Here is a 16,916-nt window from a genome sequence, read left to right on the forward strand (position 1 = left end):
CCCGCGTCGTGAAGCGCGAGCGCGCGCTCGACTGCTGAACGAGAATTAATTCTCAACGTCTGTTGGACGTTTCCGTCTTTTGACGAGTGGATCGTGAAGGTCAAGGCTACCTCCTCGCTTCCCTGCGGATGGAGCCCAACACATCGAGCAAACGACAACAAGAAAATTGCATCTCGCAACGCGGCAGCTGACTGAGCAAGCGCAAAGCACACTATTCTTGCTCGGCATACAGTCGTTCGGATGAAGAGCGATCCGCCGGGCGCTCCGTAAGTCTCCAGCGCTGTCTCGAGCGCGGGACCTTCCACGCCCACCCTCGCCGCCCGTGCACTTAGCAACCCAGCGCGGTAATAGCGTATCTTACGTCGGGCGGGCGCTTTTTGTGCTAGGGTATGCGCGTGACGCGCAGCGCCGGACGCCGCCAACAGGAGGGGGAGGTTCACCCCGCACACCATTGCCGCGAAAGAAAATCCCAACTGATCTGCGGTCGCTCGCACGGGGCCACACCGCGCTATGTGTCAAGGTGTTGGCTGGGATCGTCAGCCAAGAGACCGTGCCACCGGCGGCGCGCGTGGCGGCGGCAGGCATCCTGCTGGATCGCGGCTGGGGTCGACCGATCCAGCCGCACACTGACGAGGATGGCGGGCCGATCCGGGTCATCATCCGCCAGATCATCGATTCCGGCAGCGAAGCCGAGCCGCTGCTGATCGAACATGAAGCTCTGAAAAAATAGGCCCTTCGATCAGCCTGCACCTTGTTGCAATCGAGGTGATTAGCACAGGGCATTCCGCCCTGAGCACGGGCGGAATAGTCGGCTTGTGCTACCCCTGACCATTGGACATCGTTTGCTCCGTTGCTTCCAGAAGGCTATTTGGCGACCACTCATGCGTTATTTCAGCAGGCCAGTGGGTAGCCCCTAACCACGCTGCCCCTCTGTGAATCTCCGGCCGCCCATGGCGCGGCAGGTGCGCCTCCTCGTGTGTCGGCTATTTGCAAAACACCAATACGTTCGATATGGTGTTTTGCAAATGCAGGCAGGACATGGTCAGACACGACGGCAAGTATGTCAGTTACCTCAGAGTTTCGACCGGTAAGCAGGCTCGATCTGGCCTAGGCCTCGAAGCGCAGCGCACGGCGGTCACCACATGGCTCAACGGCGGCCGCTGGAAGCTGGTCGATGAAGTCGTCGAGATCGAATCCGGCAAGAGCGACAAGAACCGGCCGGCATTGCAGCGGGCACTGGATGCTTGCCGTCGCTACAAGGCTAAACTGATCATTTCGCGGCTTGATCGTCTGTCGCGTGATCCGGTGTTCCTGCTGAGCCTACGCGATGCCGGGATCGATTTCGTCGCGCTCGACATGCCGGAAGCCAACCGCATGATGGTCGGTATCATGGCAATGGTCGCCGAACAGGAGCGCGAGGCCCTCAGCCAACGCACAAAAGACGCGCTGGCCGCCAAGAAGGCGCAAGGCGTCAAACTCGGCAATCCGCGCCCGGAAACGCTGACCTTCAACGATCCCGCCGCCGCCGCCGCCGCCGCCGCCAAGTCCGGTGCTGCGGTCCGTGAACAAGCGGACCAGTTCGCCAAACTGATTCGTCCGATGTTGCAAGGCGAACTCGCCGGGCTAAGCGCCAACGCCAGCGCACATGAACTTAATCGTCGCGGCGTTCGCACCGCTCGTGGCGGCAAGTGGACGGCGCGCGCGGTCATCAACGTGCGCAGTCGCCTCGCAGATTGAGGCCCACCTCCCGTGAACGGATCGGAATCGTTCAGCGGGGGGTGGGGAGATACCGGGGTATAGGTCCGGATTTGATCAGGCTGGGACTCCGGTACCGGTCATTGAAGCTTGTTTTCGCCCACAGTTGATTGCCCGACGGTGGCCGCCGGTCGGTAGGAAATGAATGCGAAAATCGATGCTCCGCTCGGGTTGTTACCGGGGGCAATATGCCCCCCGATCAATGAACCAAAGGTTCAGAACGGCGGATCGTCCTCAAACTCCATCTGACGCTCGAGGCCGCGCTTCGCGAGGCAGATGCCACGCTGAACAATATCGAACGGGACATCCCCAAACTGCGATTCAACGATGTCGGAGATGACATTGTCCAGCGTCGCCCCCGTTCGAGCGCGCTCTTTCAGCAGTGCATCACGGATGTCCCGTGCCGTCATTGGCCGACGCGATCGGGCCAGTTGGTCATGTTCCAATTGCAAATCGGTCGCCGCGCTGCACAGGCGCCGGATAGTCAGCACCAACACCGCTTCGCATTGCGAGGGCTCCATGTGATGCTCAAGCTTGAACTTCAACCAATCATCCGCCGCAAACCAAGGGGGGCTCGCGGTGACGCACATGTTATACAGTCGCCGAGCGAGATCGGTAGTGTCCATGGTTTTGTCTCCTAGGTGTTGCCCGGCAGCCGGCCGGGTGCGGTTTCAATCCCGATCGCGCCGTCGCATCAGCGCCGACCGGGTGTGATCGAGCGGAGGCAGGCGCTCCCAGCCATCCGCCTCAAACCTCGCAACGTCGGCATGCCGGACGTAGCGGCACACTGCGGAGGAACCCGGTCGAGCGGCTGTCACGCTAGATGTCACGCGAAGCCTGTTGCGATGGGCGCGCTGCCTACACCTCTCGGAACAGAACCGCGAACTGGATCGCTGTGGCTCGTAAGCATTCCGGCAGTGTTCACACAGCCGGAATCGTAATTCCGGCGTTGACCCCTTCGGGTGAAAGATCGGTCCCCCGGCATGATCGACTGAGAATCGATACCAAGCGCAATTCTCCTTGCCGGTGTGCTTGGAGCCCTCAATCCATTTGACCCGGCCGATTGCCACTATGTCCGTGGCATAGGGCAAAAAGGGTGCTGCCTGTTTGGTGTGCGCCCAATCCGCATCCAGAAGCAGCCAAGTCGGCCGGATGCTCTGGAAGTGCGCGATCAGCCTGTGCATCAGGTTGCGAGACCAAGGCGGGTTCGTGATGATCACGTCGGCTGCGCCGTAATGGTCGAGCGCAAGCGCATCCTGACCGCTGCGGATGTCGCCGCTGTAGACGCAAGCCAGCCCGAAAGATTCCAGATGCCGGACAAGGTCGCCATTGCCCGCACAGGGCTCGGCAAAGCTCTTGACGCTACTAAGGTACGGGATCAGCGGCACCACCGCATCGAGTGGCGTCGGGTAGAAATCAGCCTCGCGGCGCTCGAAGTTGGATCGCTTGCCCATTAGCCAGCCCCTAGGGTCAGCGATAAGGCGGCGGCTACCGTCGCCTTCCGATCCGCATGCCATGCTGCCCAGCAGCGCGAATGCAGCCAGGCGTGACCGGTCGGTTCGGTGCCATACGGCAGCAGCTCGTCGTAGGTGTCCTCGCTGGCACCGCATTCGAGACAGCGGCCACGCGGAGAGCAGACCGGATGGCGGTTCAGCCATTCGACAACGCAGCATTCAAAGGCGCGAGCCTCGGCGGGCGCCCGCGGCAGTCCGCCATCGAACTCGGCAATGCCCGCCCGTTCATTAAAGTAAACTTGCCAGTCCTCAGCCGACCATCCGTCACCGGGCCGGAGCAGTGCCACGACCTCGGCCTTATGCCGGGAAAGTGCATCGAGAACGGCGGTCGGCGGTGCCGAGGTTCCCCTCAACGCGAGATCGTCGCCATCGAGTGCGAGTTCTATACCGGCGGCCCGGGCCGCCTTGAGAGCCTCGACCGCGCTCATAGCCGCGTACTCCACCCCGCGACAGTTTCTTCAGCCGATGGAGCGGAAGGCGGGAAAGGCGGTAAAGGCGGTGATCTAGCGGGCACCACACGCCAGGCGGCGCGCCCGTCCGCTTCGGTCCGTTGAAACTTAAATCCCCCAACGATCCGGTCGGCATTCTTCTTCAACAGCCAGCCCAGCTTCGAACGGTTGATCTCGCCGCGCTCCTCCACCGGGAATTCGCGCATTGCATCGAGCAGATTGGGGTAACTCTTCGCCGCCTCAACCGCCTTGCGCACGGTCGTGGCACTTTCACCGAATACGGCATGCCATTCTTGCATCAGGCCGCTGAGGGCATCACCATCCGGATCGTGACGGATCTGTTCGAACAGCGCCGTCGCCGGATCGGGGTATCCGAGCCACATCAACGGATACCTACAATAGTCCGACCACGCGCCGCTGTAAGTGACAATGCTATCAGCCGGAGCACGAGGCGAACCTGCCCTGCGCCACGCCTGAATGATCGTCAGCACGGCGGCTACGTAAGCGCCGCGCCGCTGGCGCACCTTATCGACTGGAGCGCCTTTGTAGGTCATCGTCGCTGGTGTCGGGCAGCGAGGGTCGAGATGGATCGTCAGTACGCGTCGCAGCAGATCGCGGACCGGACCGACGTTATTTCCGGATCCGAGAAACAGGGCGCGCGTGCTGACCGTCGCCGTCTTGCTCACCCCGAGGATTCGATCCGTAATCGTCTCCGCCGTGAGCATCCTCTTGATGATGCCGTGCGGAATCCAGTCGGTGTCCATGTCGTCGAACTCGACGCAGGCCGGGCTCGTTAACAACAAGGACAGAATGACCTTGGTCGCTTCCTCCGAGGTCTTGGGATAGCTCACCTTGGCGTTGCCGCCCGGCCCGGAGAAGGCACCGATCAGTTCGCAAAGGTAGGTCTTACCGCTTCCAAATATCGGCGCTCGGACGTGAAATGCAGGCGCATGTGGCAACGTCGGGCGCACCACGGCGGTGAAGATGGCTGCCAGAGCAGCAGCCTTATCGTGGGCGGCCAGGAAGTGGAATTCGGTGAGCAACTCTTCCAGCAGGGTCAGTGCCGCGCGAGCCGCATCAGGTGTCGCGTCAGGGATTACGAAATGCCGCGCATCGAACACGCCGAACCGCTGTGCGGTTTTGTCATAACCAGGCTGCTTGACGAGTTCGCCGTCCGATTCACGGAAATACGGTTGCCGCGCCACGCCCGCCAGGGGCGGCAAGTAGCGATAGTTCTGTGCATCGAACAGGATGCCCATGTGTCGTGCCGGCGGATCGCAGCGCACCCAGTCCTTCGCTCTGCCGTCATATTTCTCCCATGTCGCCGCGACTGACAACTCGCGCGTCAGCGCCGGTGCGCTGGTCGGCACAATCGACGGATCACCGCTGGTAGGATTAGTCGCGACCGAGACAATCAAGCTTCCTGCCTGGTAGTGCCGCTCGCGGTTCGCCAGTTCCTGTTCGGCGGCGTCCACGACGCGGTGCAGGTCACCGGCCACGACACGAATGACCGGCTTATGCCGGGCTTCGGCGACGGGCACACCGATGAAGTCGAGCAGCGCCAGAATATGGAAATTGTCACGGTGCGAATGCTGGCAGCAAAAACCGCCAATGGGAAAGGACTCGTCTGGCTCAAAATAGCCCGCCGCCGTGTCCAATTCATCGGTGTGCTCATGGACCCACGGACACGTCATGTCGTGCTTGCCGGACCCCAAGGGGGTCTTGTAAAGCCCCCGCGCCTTGAGCGCCGTAATGACCGGGTTCTCCTCCGCCTTCGGAGTCAAGACGTCGTCCGCGTCGTGGCCAGAGCGGAGCGGAACCCTGGTGAATGGCGCAGAAGCCTTTGCAGGCTTCTTCTTCGGCCGTCCGGTGGGGACGAGTTCCAATTCTAGCCGATCCACAATCTCCTGTGGCGAGTAGCGCTTGCCAGGCCGCCATTCGATCAGGCGGCACCGGAACGGAACGCCGGCCTCGTCCGCGTATTTCGGTTTGCCGTTGATGGCCACCGGCAACCGTGCCCAGCGGCTCAACGGCCCCCTAGCCCCTGCGTCGCACAGACCCGCGTCGATCACCGAATTGAGCAAACGCACGGCAACCGCGCCATCGGTGATCGCGGAGTTGAGGATAATACCGCCCTGATAATTTTCAGGGCTGGTCTCGATCAGCCAGGACAATTCAAAATCACCCAGCCGATCCAGCGGCACCTTGGTGCCCAGGTCATCGAGCAGCAGGAAATGGCAGGCGGCAAACTGCGCTTTGCGGGCCTTGAACGACCCGTCTTCACCAGCATAGAAACTTGAGCAGCCGAGGTAGTTGTTGTGCTCTGGCACAACGATCGAGGGCACCCCATCGACCCTGCGCGCCACCCATCCGCCCAGATTCGGGTTGCCAGGCTTCGAGCATACGGCTGCAAAGGCACCGTGGGGTAGTTCCGCGATAACCGCCGCAATGAACTCAGCGTTGGTAATCCGAAAAGCACCGCCTTCGCCGCCTTTACCGGCCTCCCCTTGCCCGAAAGGCAAAACTGTCGGCGCGTTCTTCGCAGCAGTGATAGTCTCGGTTGCCCTCTTCCCCAATCCTTCCGATGCGTCACGCGCCTTCTCCGCCGCAACATTCGCATTGGAGGCCTTGAGCTCGGCGACACCGATCGATTCGTCGTTGGCTGTATTCACTTGGATGACGAGCTGCGAAGGAACGCCCGGGGCGAGAGGATCGTTTCCATTGCAGCGTCGGCAGGCCGAATGCGGAAGCCCGTGCAGGCACTCGTCCACGGTTACCGCCATGGCAGGTCACCCTGCGTGGCACTTTCGCGCTCACGACGCCATTCGGCCGCGGATTCCAGCGTGATCAGCGTGCGCGCGCCGACTTTCATCTCGCGCGGGCCTTCACCCTTCTTTTTCAGCTTGTAGAAGAATCCCGCACTGATGCCGTGGGCGGCGCAAAACTCGGCGATGCTGAGCGCCAAGCGCGGCATTGGAGGTCGCGGCCGGTCGGCAGCGAACTGGGTGCGGGATTTCGGCATGCTCAGCACCTCGATTAGGGCTGGCACCGCTTGGCGAATGCGAAGATCGGAACTATAGTAGGGCTCTCGATGCCCCTATTCATGTGTTCCCGGCCGGCGCCTCGCCAAAGGTGCCGGCCTCTCTATTTTGCGGAAGACTTATCGGACAGCGCCGCGCGGCGCTTAACCCAAGCATGCACGCGGGTTTTCAGGAACGGCGCTTGGCGTTCCCCGGTTTTGATCGGCCACGGAAAACCGTACCGCAGTTGCTTGCGGCGCAAATCCGATCGATCACGAACGATGCCGCGCGCTTCCAGATCAGCGTAGCTGTAGAGCCCGGCCGCGATCTCCTCGTCGGTCGGCGCATCGTCTTTCACTTCGTTTTGGGGCTTAGTCAGGAACATCGCGTCACCTCAGGCAATTTGGTGACCCAGAAACCTAAACAGAAAATCTCGCCTGTAAATACCAGAAAACTGCGAAAATAGGGCCTCGGCGAAGCTAAGTGGCTCATTTGCATCGCCGGGTCTAGCTCAGCTCCGAGCTCGGCTTGGACCGATATAGCCCTCGTTTGCCGCGCCCCTGCAAATCCGCTTGTCGGCGGACTTCAAGGACCCGTGGCATTGGTTACGAACGTTTCGAAGTTTATGTCGACCTCAACTCCGAGTGCATCATGCAACCATGTTGTCAGCGGCTGGCGCAGGTTCCGACAACAACCCGACGCGCGCGATGTCGTCGATGGAATGCTCGGTGATGTACCTCGAGTAATGCTTTTCGATCATCGCTACGCTGGTGTTGTGCAGCGACGCCACCAGCCTGATCGGCACATTTCGCAGCAGCATGCGGACGATGCTCGAGTGGCGCAGGCAGTACATCGTCACCTCGGCGGGATCGAGCCCAATGGCGGTAACGGCCTTGTCCACTTGGCGATGATAGTTCTCGCGCGGATTGTTGTTCCAGGGACTGCCGTTGCTTTGCAACAGCAGCTGAGCATCGGCTGCACGACCTCTAGCCGCCAGCTTGAGCCGTACAGCCAACTGGACCGTAATCGGCACGCTGTAGCGCTCGGCCTTTTTCGCACTGCGATTTCTGCCGCCGCCCTTGGCAGACTTCGGCATCATCAATTTCGGCCGCACCGGATGATCCTGCAGATCCTCGACGCGAAGCCGGACCGCCTGACTGGGGCGCGCGCCAGTGTTCGCCAGTGTGTCGGTCAGCAGTCCGAATTGATGATCGAGTCCGTAAGCGGCGGCGACGAATTCGTGCACCTTGTTGTCCGGCAGGATCACGTTTCTCGCCTCCTGCGCGTTAGGCAGATTGGCAAGACCAATTTCCCATGCCTCACGGTTCTTGACGCGCTGGTCATGCTGCGCCGCCAGTTCCAGCGCAGCGCAAACGCAGCGGCAGAGCCGATTGATCGTGGCCGGCGCCATCGTGCCAAGCAGGCCGTCGCGCCACTTCTTCAGTTCGATCGCCGCGAGCAGCGCCACCGGCTTCGACAACAGCGCCGGCGTGAGATGCAGGCGCGGATGCTCTGCGTTGTAAGGATTGGCTGCGCGGGCCTCAAGATCGCGCTTGTAGTCCTTGAGCGCACCGTCAACAGTGATCGGTGCGTTGCTGGCGCTACCGTCATCGCTGCGCGCCAGCTTCTTCGCCGCATCCTGCGCCTCGTGGAACGTCAACACGTTCCTGGCGTCGGCATCCTCGAAATCGTCGGCCAACGCAAAGCTCTTGGTCCAGTAAGCGCCATGGCCGTCGCTGACCTTAAGCACCCATGTGCCGTTGGTCTTGTTGCGCCTGTACATCAGCGCGATTCCGCGCGCGAGCGACGGGCCACTGTAAGGCCTGCGGCGAATCTTTAATCGCAGCCGCGCGCTGCGGCTTTCCAGCGCACTGAAGCTGACTTTGCGTGCCATGTAATTCGTGTCCCCGTTCTCGCGAAGTGTCGCGATCGTGTCTGTAGAGGCCCATGAAGGCGTATGACACGTTATGGGGATATTGCGCGCGGGATCAATGGGATGCGAACTGCACGTCGCTCTACAGAACTCCATGCGCCTATTTATTTTCCCTGCGCAGTGGTTGGACGGCTTATGCCGTGCTCTCCCGGGAGCCGAGTTCCTTCTGGCCTCCCTCACGCTTGCAAAAGTCACCAGCACCGCGCCGGTTGACGCGACTGCCGCATTCGCAAAGCACTTGACCGTAGCAACGACGGCCAGGACCACACGGTTTTGCCGCACGCAGGGCCCGCCATTTCGCCGCAGTTTTTCCAGCCCTGTCGACGGAGCCGGAAACTTACAGACGAGACGAACCTGACAGCGCCGCTCATCCGGCACGAAGTTTTGGGCTCACGGAGAGCAATCCGCCCTGCCCTTGACCTCTCGCGCCCGACGCTGTCGCGTCCACCGCAAGCCCGACTCGCGACAGTGACGACACAAGATCGCCCCTCTTGGTGAGCCGGGATGGGCGACACATACGCCAATTCCGAATTTCGGTAAAGTGGAATATTTTCGCCCGCGCGGCTTGACGCCCTCTCGGGTGTTTTGCCCGTCGGGCAACGAGACCCCGTCGCCCGGATGGAGCCAACGGGTCGACGCGAAGCGCCGCCCGATCACGGGCTCCGCGCAATCCGGGAAAGGCGTGAGCGCCGGACGAGCGGTCCCGGATCGGGCTGCGCTCCATCCGGGCGACCGATCACCCGCGCCCGCCCGGCAGTCCGCCTTCCGCCTTGTATGCATTATCCCAGTTGCCATCCCCGCGGACTTCGCTTTACATGCCGGCAATTCGCCCGCAGATGACGGCCGGGGCTCAAAAATCACACACATTTTCAAAGGGACGGAATATGGCGCGTAACATCCTGATTCTCGGGGCTTCCTACGGTTCCCTGCTGGGCACGAAGCTGCTGATGGCGGGCCATAACGTGTCCCTGGTCTGCCGCGCCAAGACCGCCGAGCTGATCAACCGTGACGGTACCGAGGTGCGCATCAAGCTGCGCGACGAGGCGGTGCACCGGGCGATCTTCTCGCGCGACCTGCCCGGCAAGCTCGACGCGGTGACGCCGGGCAATGTCGACCTCTCGCGCTACGACATGGTCGGCCTGGCAATGCAGGAGCCGCAATACACCAACCACACGGTCCGCGTTCTCATGGTCAAGATCGCCGCGGCGAAGCTGCCGTGCCTGTCGATCATGAACATGCCGCCGCTGCCCTACCTGAAGCGGATCCCGTCGCTCGCCGACATGGATCTCGAGGAGGCCTACACCAATGCTCAGGTGTGGGAGCGCTTCGAGCCCGGCCTGGTGACGCTGTGCTCGCCCGACCCGCAGGCCTTCCGTCCGCCGGAAGAAGCCGCCAACGTGCTTCATGTCGGTCTGCCGACGAATTTCAAGGCATCGGCCTTCGCCGACGAGAAGCACAACAAGGTGCTGCGCGAGCTCGAAGCCGACATCGACGCGGTGACGCTCGACGGTCACGACGTGCCGGTGAAGCTGAAAGTGTTCTCTTCGCTGTTCGTGCCGCTGGCGAAATGGTCGATGCTGCTGACCGGCAACTATCGCTGCATCACGCCGCACGAGCCGCAGTCGATCCGCGACGCCGTGCACGGCGATCTCAAGCGTTCGCAGACGATCTACGATCATGTCGACGCGATCGCCCGCCGTCTCGGCGCCGATCCGCAGGACCAGGTGCCGTTCGCGAAATACGCCAAGGCCGCCGAAAGCCTGCTCAAGCCGTCATCGGCCGCGCGCGCGGTCGCGAGCGGCGCGCCCTTCATCGAGCGCGTCGACCTGCTGGTGAAGCTGATCTCGCATCAGCTCGGCACCCCCAATGCCGAGATCGACCGCACGGTCGAGACCGTGGACCTGAAGCTGAACGAGAAGATCGTGCAGGGCGGATCTGGCGCGCAGTAGCAGCGTGCCGGCGCTGCCGTCATAGGTCGCGCCGGCCTGCACTGATCGAATTGTCGATGCAGATCGGATCGCCCCTCAGCATGGGCTTACAATTTGGCCCAATACGGGCGATCCTGCTCAGCAGTCCGTTTGCGTAAATCCCGCATACATGCGACTGCTAGCCGTCACGCGGGCGCCGATTTCCGCAGGTTCCGGGGCAGCGCGATGGCCGGATCGAAGGGCTGAAGAACAAGTAGAAGACGATGGATCAGACGGCGTTGCAGGTCGCTCGCGCGGTGGAGGCCGGCGCGACGACGATGAAGGGGATCGTTGACGCGACCGGATTGTCCCGCCTCAAGGTCGAGCGCGCGCTGAGCACGCTGGAGAAGCAAAAGCTCCTGGTCCGCGACGGCCAGGGTTTTCGCGCGACCGGCCTGCCGAAAACGGCGCCGCTGACCCGGCAGTGCGGATCGTGCAACGCCTGCTGCGATATCCTTGAAGTGGCCGCCGTCGACAAGCCGGTGAACCAGCTGTGCAGACACTGGCAGACGGGAACCGGGTGCACCATCTACGACCGCCGCCCGCAGATGTGCCGGTCGTTCGTCTGCGCCTGGCTGCAAGGTCATCTCGATGATGCCTGGTTTCCGGCGACGTCCGGCATCATCGTGCATTTCAGCCAGGACGCGGTCAACGTGACGGTCGACGACCACTGCCCCGATCGCTGGCGCGAGGAGCCTTATTTCAGCAAGCTCGTCGAATGGTCGCTGAACGGGATCAGGCGGATCGGTAACCGCGGCTACGCGACCCTCGTGGTCTCCGGCGAGAACCGGTTCCTGCTGCTCGGACGCACCATCGTTCCCGAGCCGACGCTGTTCGGAACGGCGTTCCTGCCGCTCACCACCGACACCTTCCGGTTCTGGCGCGCGACATCGCCCGAGCATCTGCAGCGGCTGCACGAGCGCATCGCCGAGATCGAGCGTATCCGGCAGGAATTCGGCTCCTGTGCGATCCCCGAGAACGAGGACGACGATCCGCAGGCGCCCTATCGGCCCGCACTTTTACGGCAATCGAATCACGCCTGAACTCCGCCGTGGGCAACACCGCATGATTCGCACGGTGCCGCTCGACGCGCCCCGGCCGGGTTGATAAGCCCCACTCCGCGAATGATGGGGACTTGAGTCGGGGACATGACAGTTGCGATCGAGATGGGGCAGACCACGGCAGGCGCCGCGGCCGCCATGGACCTCGAGGAACTGCTGGCGACCCGGCTCCTGGTGCAGGGCAATTCGGGCTCCGGCAAGTCGCATCTGTTGCGGCGGCTGCTCGAACAGAGCGCGCCCTGGGTGCAGCAGGCCATCATCGACCCCGAAGGCGACTTCGTCACGCTGGCCGAGCAATTCGGCCATCTGGTGATCGAGGCCGAGGATCACACCGAGCGCGGCCTTCAGGTCGCGGGCGAGCGGGCGCGGCTGCATCGCGTCTCCACCGTGCTCAATCTCGAAGGGCTGGACGCCGAGAACCAGATGCGGCGTGCCGCGGCGTTCCTCGGCGGCCTGTTCGACGTCGACCGCGATCATTGGTACCCGATGCTGGTGGTGGTCGACGAGGCGCAGCTGTTCGCGCCGGCGGTCGCCGGCGAGGTCTCGGACGAGGCGCGCAAGCTCTCTCTCGGCGCGATGACCAATCTGATGTGCCGCGGCCGCAAACGTGGCCTCGCCGGCATCATCGCGACCCAGCGCCTGGCAAAACTCGCCAAGAACGTCGCGGCGGAAGCCTCCAATTTCCTGATGGGCCGGACCTTCCTCGACATCGACATGGCGCGCGCCGCCGACCTGCTCGGCATGGAGCGGCGGCAGGCCGAATCCTTTCGCGATCTCGAGCGCGGACAGTTCATGGCGCTCGGCCCGGCGCTGTCGCGACGCCCCCTGCGTTTGCATATCGGCCCGACCGACACCCACGCGCGCAATTCCACGCCGCGGCTGATGCCGATGCCGGAAGCCGCACTCGAGGATATGCGCGCCGTGATCCTGGCCGCACCGCCGCCCGATGCCAGCCGCCCGCAGCGCCGGCCCGCGCCCGATCTGCTCGAGCAGCTCCGCGCCGCGAAGGCGGCCGCGCCGGAGATCCGGCCTGAGGTGACCGAGGTGCCGATCAGCGCCGAGGAGCTCGCCGAGCGGCGCGAGCGCGTCGATCGTACGCTTCGCGCCGTGCTCGCCGAGCCCGATGCCGGCTTCCGCGCCGTCGGCGTGCTCTATCAGGAGTTCGTGGTTCGCTGCCGAATCGAGGGCCTCGGCTCCGCGGTGCCCGATCTGAACGAATTCCGCCGCATGCTGACACGCGCACGCGCCGGGCTCGGCGCCGAGCATGCCGAGGACGACGTCTGGCAGGACGTGTCGCTGCGCGCCTCGATCCTGCCCGACGACATGCAGGGCGTGTTCATGATGATCGCACGCGCGGCGAAGGAAGGCTGGCCCTGTCCCGGCGACGCCGCGATCGCGCGCGCCTACGGCTCGCATTCGCTGCGCCGCGCCCAGCGCCTGCTCGGCTATATGGAGGAGCAGGGCCTGATCGTCTGCCAGCTCGACGGCGCCGGCCGCCGGATCGTGACGCTGGTGGAGCTGGCCTGGGCTACCGCGCCGGGTGATCCCAACGGCGACGATCTGCCGGCCGAGCCGGTTCCGAGCGCGGCCTCGGCTTGAGATCGCCTAGAACGTCCCGGCGACAGTCAGGCGAAAGGTCAGCGGCTCGACCGGGTGCAGCACGTAATCCATCACGCCATTCTGGCAGACCGCCGTCGGCGCGACGCCGCCGGTGCAGAGATTGTACAGCGTGTCGGTCTTGAGCAGCAAGCCATAGGCATAAGTGATCTGGTTCGCCTGCGTGTTGAAGAGATTGAGCACGTCGAGCTGGATGCGCCAGCCATTGTCGATGCGATAGCCGAGGCGGCTGTTGAAGATGCTGGTCGCGGACGAGCGGAACGCATTGTCTTCCGTCAGCGGGCTCGACGCCAGATATCGCCAGCGCAAAGACCCGAACCAGCCGGTCTTCTCGCCGAGCGTGATGCCCGCTGAGGCCACCATCGCCGGCGCGTTCGGAATGTAGTTGCCGGGCGCGTTGCCGATCTGCGCTTCGGGATAGCCCGCGAGCGAGGCATAGACCTCCGCCTGCTCGCTGTCAGTGCCGCGGAAGCGCGCATGCGTCATGGCGAGATCAGCATCGATGTCGATCCACGAGCGCGGACGGTAATGATTGGTCCACTCGAAGCCGTAGCGGCGGCTGGCGCGGGTCGCCGAGGTATCGCCGGCATCGCCGGAGAACAGGATCTCGGAATCCTGATCGAGGATGAAGAGGCTGAACGAGGTGTCGAGGCCGGGCACGATCTTGCTGCGGACGCCAACCTCCGCGCCCCTGGTACGCACCAGCAGCGGCGACGGCGTCAGTCGCGTGGCGGGATCGCTCGGATCTTCCGTCGTGGTCGCGCCGCGCGCGTCGTTCGAGTGCATGCCGGTGCCGGCGCCGAGGAAGAATTCGGTCTGGTTGAACGGGCCGAGCGCCACGCGGAATTTCGGGCTGCCGAGCGCGGCGTCAGTGCGGCCGGAATTGTTGGCATTGAACAGCGAGGTGACGTCGGCCGCATAGTAGTCGCCGCGCAGGCCGACAGTGGTCCTCAGCCAATCAGTCCAGCGCACGGTGTTCTCGGCGAAGACACCGACGCTGCCCTCGCCGACCTTGTCGCTGCGAATGCTTGAGAGGAAGCCGCGCTGGAACGTGTTGCTCAGCGCCAGATCGATCGAATCATAGCGCGATTGCAGGCCGATCGTGGTCTGCATCGGCAGGCCGGCGAACGAGCCGTTCAGCGTGCGCGAGATGTTGGCGCCCGCCATCAGGCGGTCGTCGTGCTGGTGGAACTGGTCGCCGAGCACGGGATCGCTGAGGAAATAGGTGAAGTTGTTGAAGAGGTCGAGCTGGCTCTTCACGACATAGGCGTTGGCCTGCCACGACCCCACATCATCGCTCTGCGCGGTGCGGCCCGAGAGCGCAAAGCGGTTGGTGTTGCCGCCGTCGCTCGGATCTTCCGAGCCGAACCGATCGAGAAAACCGCCGGTGATCGCGCGCTGCGGCACCTGGTCGGTCGAATTCCATTTGTTGGCATAGGCCATGCCGGTGATGGTCAGGCCATCCGTCGCGGTGCCCCGGCTGTAGCGCACGAGACCGTTCAGCTTGCGCACGTTGTCCGGATTTTCCCAGGGGCCGTTGTAGGTGCCGAGCTCGCCGGCGACGAGCAGCGAACCGTCACCGACTTTCGCTGAGTCCATGCCGAGAAGACGACGATAGCCAAAGCTGCCGGCGGTCACCTGCGCGAGACCCTTTTCGGTACGGTCGATCAGGCCGATGCGCACGCTGCCGACAGAGGCGAAATCGCTCTCGTCGGCGAAGTACGGCCCCTTGCGCACATCCATCGCGCTGATGGTTTCCGGGATCAGCCAGTTGAGATCGGCATAGCCCTGGCCATGCGCGTGGGTGCGCATGTTGACGGGGACGTCATCGACATAGATGGCGAGATCGGTGCCGTGGTCGAGATTGTAGCCGCGCAGAAAATACTGGTTGGCTTTGCCTTCACCGGAATGCTGGGTCACGATCAACCCCGGCACGACTTCGAGCGCCTCACCCGGCCGCATGAAAGGGCGCGCGTTGATCTCATCGCCGGAAACGGTGATCTCGCTCGCCATGCCTGGCGGGCCCTTTGCGCCGGAGGCGACGCTGCGGGCGTCCGAGGCCGGGGCTTGCGTCGACTGAGCTACGTGACGGCGATTGGCCGGGACCGGCTTGCTGGCTCGCCGCGATGCGGGCAGTCGCTTGTGAGGCTTCGTCTCGCCGCCGGAGACCTGGATCGGCGGCAGTTCGCGCGAGGCGCCACTGCTCTGCGCGAAGGCGCTGCCGTCATCCGCGAGAAGCATGATGGCCGAAAATGCCGTCAACGCTCCGCGACGACGGCCAGACTCAGGCCGCCTCGGTCGCATCGGCGCCCCGAAGTACATTCGCGCGGGACGCGGCGCCCGCAAACATGCGGCGATAGAGCACGATCGAAACGAGCCAGGCGATCGCAAACAGCGCGATCACGGCGAAGCCGACATTGGCGAGCGACTCGTTGAGGCCGTCGACCAGCGCCCACACGCCGCCGGTTCGACCAAGCCGATCGGCGATCAGGCCGAGCGCCTCGATGCCGCCGATCAACAGCGCCACCGCGACGGACGCGCCGGTGATGGTGAGGTTGTACCAGAGCTTTCGCAGGGGATCGACGAAGGCCCAGCGATAGGCGCTGACCATCAGCGCCGAGTCGGCGGTGTCGACCAGCGCCATGCCCGACGCGAACAGCGCGGGAAAGACCATGACGTCGACGAGCGAAGCGCCGCGCGCGGCTTCCGTCGCGGAGATGCTGAGCAGGCCGATCTCGGTCGCGGTGTCGAAGCCGAGCCCGAACAGGAAGCCGAGCGGGAGCATGTGCCAGGGCTTTGTCACCAGGCGGAACATCGGGCCGAGCAGGCGCGCCAAGAATCCACGGCTCGCCAGCAGCGCGTCGAGCTGCGCGGCGTCGTGGATGCCCTGCGCGCGCGCGATGCGAAACGTCCGCCACAGGCCGACGAAGATGGCGAGATTGATGGCCGCGATCACGAGCAGGAACAGCGCCGACACCGACGTGCCGATGACGCCGCCGATATCCCTGAGCAGGCTGTCGCCGCCGAGGCTCACCACACCGAGTGCCAGCAGCATGGTCGCGACCACGACCACGGTGGAATGGCCGAGGGCGAAATAGAGGCCGACGCTGCGCGGCGCACCGCCCGCATGCATCAGCTTGCGCACGACATTGTCGATGGCGGCGATGTGGTCGGCATCGACGGCATGGCGGAGGCCAAACACCCAGGCCAGAAGCGCGGTCGCCATCACCGTCGGCCGGTCACCGAACGCCGCGAAGGCCCAGGCCCATGCGGCGACGTTGGCGGCAATGAGCCCGCCGAACAGCAGCACGGTGGCGGGCTCGACCGCCCGTAAGGACCATCTCATCACGAAAATCATTCCGTCCGCACGCCGCTTCGCGGCAACGGTATGATCTTTTCATAGAATGATCACACTAACCAATGCAATTCCAGGGAGCCGCTTTGCAGGAATGCTTGTAACCATCCTTCGAGACGCCCGCTGCGCGGGCTCCTCCCCATGAGGGTCTGCTCGCAACGTGGCCGCGAATCCAGGCCTCATCCTGAGGAGCCCGCGCAGCGGGCGTCCGGACGATGCTCGGCATCGCCGGGCGAACCATCAGG

General features: G+C 63.7%; 14 protein-coding genes. 5 read left to right on the forward strand and 9 right to left on the reverse strand.

Going from position 1 to position 16,916, the window contains the following annotated elements; genetic code table 11:
* The first annotated feature begins 523 nt into the window (after positions 1-523).
* Positions 524-730, forward strand: coding sequence for a hypothetical protein (locus AC0L3X_RS40335; protein ID WP_187387981.1), 207 nt, complete (start codon positions 524-526; stop codon positions 728-730).
* Between the two features lie 257 nt (positions 731-987).
* Complete coding sequence (locus AC0L3X_RS40340; RefSeq protein WP_245328587.1) at positions 988-1,737, forward strand: recombinase family protein; 750 nt, start codon at positions 988-990, stop codon at positions 1,735-1,737.
* Positions 1,738-1,970: 233 nt separating this feature from the next.
* On the opposite strand, the gene AC0L3X_RS40345 is transcribed toward AC0L3X_RS40340, so the two are convergent.
* From AC0L3X_RS40345 to AC0L3X_RS40375, 7 genes are all read right to left on the reverse strand, one after another.
* Complete coding sequence (locus AC0L3X_RS40345) at positions 1,971-2,381, reverse strand: hypothetical protein (protein ID WP_187387980.1); 411 nt, start codon at positions 2,379-2,381, stop codon at positions 1,971-1,973.
* 45 nt (positions 2,382-2,426) lie between these two features.
* Complete coding sequence (locus tag AC0L3X_RS40350; RefSeq protein WP_245328585.1) at positions 2,427-3,209, reverse strand: hypothetical protein; 783 nt, start codon at positions 3,207-3,209, stop codon at positions 2,427-2,429.
* Positions 3,209-3,697 carry a hypothetical protein gene (locus AC0L3X_RS40355; RefSeq protein ID WP_063981902.1) on the reverse strand — a complete coding sequence of 163 codons (489 nt, stop codon included), beginning with the start codon at positions 3,695-3,697 and terminating at the stop codon, positions 3,209-3,211. Before AC0L3X_RS40355 ends, AC0L3X_RS40350 begins: the two co-directional genes overlap by 1 nt.
* A complete protein-coding gene (locus AC0L3X_RS40360; RefSeq protein ID WP_187387979.1) occupies positions 3,694-6,501 on the reverse strand; it encodes a DNA-primase RepB domain-containing protein in 2,808 nt (935 codons plus the stop codon). Before AC0L3X_RS40360 ends, AC0L3X_RS40355 begins: the two co-directional genes overlap by 4 nt.
* The gene (locus AC0L3X_RS40365) at positions 6,492-6,683 is read right to left on the reverse strand and encodes a hypothetical protein (RefSeq protein WP_354132604.1); all 192 of its coding nucleotides are present in this window, start codon (positions 6,681-6,683) and stop codon (positions 6,492-6,494) included. Before AC0L3X_RS40365 ends, AC0L3X_RS40360 begins: the two co-directional genes overlap by 10 nt.
* Positions 6,684-6,862: 179 nt before the next feature.
* On the reverse strand, positions 6,863-7,123 hold the full coding sequence (locus tag AC0L3X_RS40370) for a hypothetical protein (protein WP_063981899.1): 261 nt from the start codon (positions 7,121-7,123) through the stop codon (positions 6,863-6,865).
* 264 nt (positions 7,124-7,387) lie between these two features.
* Positions 7,388-8,437 (reverse strand): site-specific integrase, encoded by a 1,050-nt coding sequence (locus AC0L3X_RS40375; RefSeq protein ID WP_245328583.1) that lies wholly within the window; start codon positions 8,435-8,437, stop codon positions 7,388-7,390.
* 1,118 nt (positions 8,438-9,555) lie between these two features.
* On the opposite strand from AC0L3X_RS40375, the gene AC0L3X_RS40380 reads away from it, so the two are divergent.
* The 3 genes from AC0L3X_RS40380 (at position 9,556) to AC0L3X_RS40390 (ending at position 13,298) form a co-directional block, all read left to right on the forward strand.
* Entirely contained in the window at positions 9,556-10,620 is a 1,065-nt protein-coding gene (locus tag AC0L3X_RS40380; protein ID WP_063981258.1) for a ketopantoate reductase family protein, read from the forward strand.
* A 242-nt stretch (positions 10,621-10,862) separates the two neighbouring features.
* The gene (locus tag AC0L3X_RS40385) at positions 10,863-11,681 is read left to right on the forward strand and encodes a YkgJ family cysteine cluster protein (RefSeq protein ID WP_063981257.1); all 819 of its coding nucleotides are present in this window, start codon (positions 10,863-10,865) and stop codon (positions 11,679-11,681) included.
* Between the two features lie 105 nt (positions 11,682-11,786).
* Positions 11,787-13,298, forward strand: coding sequence for a helicase HerA domain-containing protein (locus AC0L3X_RS40390; protein WP_063981256.1), 1,512 nt, complete (start codon positions 11,787-11,789; stop codon positions 13,296-13,298).
* A gap of 6 nt (positions 13,299-13,304) precedes the next feature.
* Here AC0L3X_RS40390 and AC0L3X_RS40395 read toward each other — a convergent pair whose 3' ends face one another.
* Together AC0L3X_RS40395 and AC0L3X_RS40400 are read right to left on the reverse strand one after the other, a co-directional pair.
* Positions 13,305-15,620 (reverse strand): TonB-dependent receptor, encoded by a 2,316-nt coding sequence (locus AC0L3X_RS40395; RefSeq protein WP_063986109.1) that lies wholly within the window; start codon positions 15,618-15,620, stop codon positions 13,305-13,307.
* Complete coding sequence (locus AC0L3X_RS40400; protein WP_354132602.1) at positions 15,601-16,674, reverse strand: HoxN/HupN/NixA family nickel/cobalt transporter; 1,074 nt, start codon at positions 16,672-16,674, stop codon at positions 15,601-15,603. Before AC0L3X_RS40400 ends, AC0L3X_RS40395 begins: the two co-directional genes overlap by 20 nt.
* Positions 16,675-16,916 lie beyond the last annotated feature (242 nt).

This window comes from Bradyrhizobium sp. MI1.7, from assembly GCF_055811795.1.

Excerpts from the sequence above, each read along its gene's own strand:
- AC0L3X_RS40385 (WP_063981257.1), top strand. The coding sequence starts at position 10,863 with ATGGATCAGACGGCGTTGCAGGTCGCTCGCGCGGTGGAGGCCGGCGCG.
- AC0L3X_RS40395 (WP_063986109.1), bottom strand. The coding sequence starts at position 15,620 with ATGCGACCGAGGCGGCCTGAGTCTGGCCGTCGTCGCGGAGCGTTGACG.
- AC0L3X_RS40355 (WP_063981902.1), bottom strand. The coding sequence starts at position 3,697 with ATGAGCGCGGTCGAGGCTCTCAAGGCGGCCCGGGCCGCCGGTATAGAA.
- AC0L3X_RS40360 (WP_187387979.1), bottom strand. The coding sequence starts at position 6,501 with ATGGCGGTAACCGTGGACGAGTGCCTGCACGGGCTTCCGCATTCGGCC.
- AC0L3X_RS40390 (WP_063981256.1), top strand. The coding sequence starts at position 11,787 with ATGACAGTTGCGATCGAGATGGGGCAGACCACGGCAGGCGCCGCGGCC.
- AC0L3X_RS40380 (WP_063981258.1), top strand. The coding sequence starts at position 9,556 with ATGGCGCGTAACATCCTGATTCTCGGGGCTTCCTACGGTTCCCTGCTG.
- AC0L3X_RS40350 (WP_245328585.1), bottom strand. The coding sequence starts at position 3,209 with ATGGGCAAGCGATCCAACTTCGAGCGCCGCGAGGCTGATTTCTACCCG.
- AC0L3X_RS40345 (WP_187387980.1), bottom strand. The coding sequence starts at position 2,381 with ATGGACACTACCGATCTCGCTCGGCGACTGTATAACATGTGCGTCACC.
- AC0L3X_RS40400 (WP_354132602.1), bottom strand. The coding sequence starts at position 16,674 with ATGATTTTCGTGATGAGATGGTCCTTACGGGCGGTCGAGCCCGCCACC.
- AC0L3X_RS40370 (WP_063981899.1), bottom strand. The coding sequence starts at position 7,123 with ATGTTCCTGACTAAGCCCCAAAACGAAGTGAAAGACGATGCGCCGACC.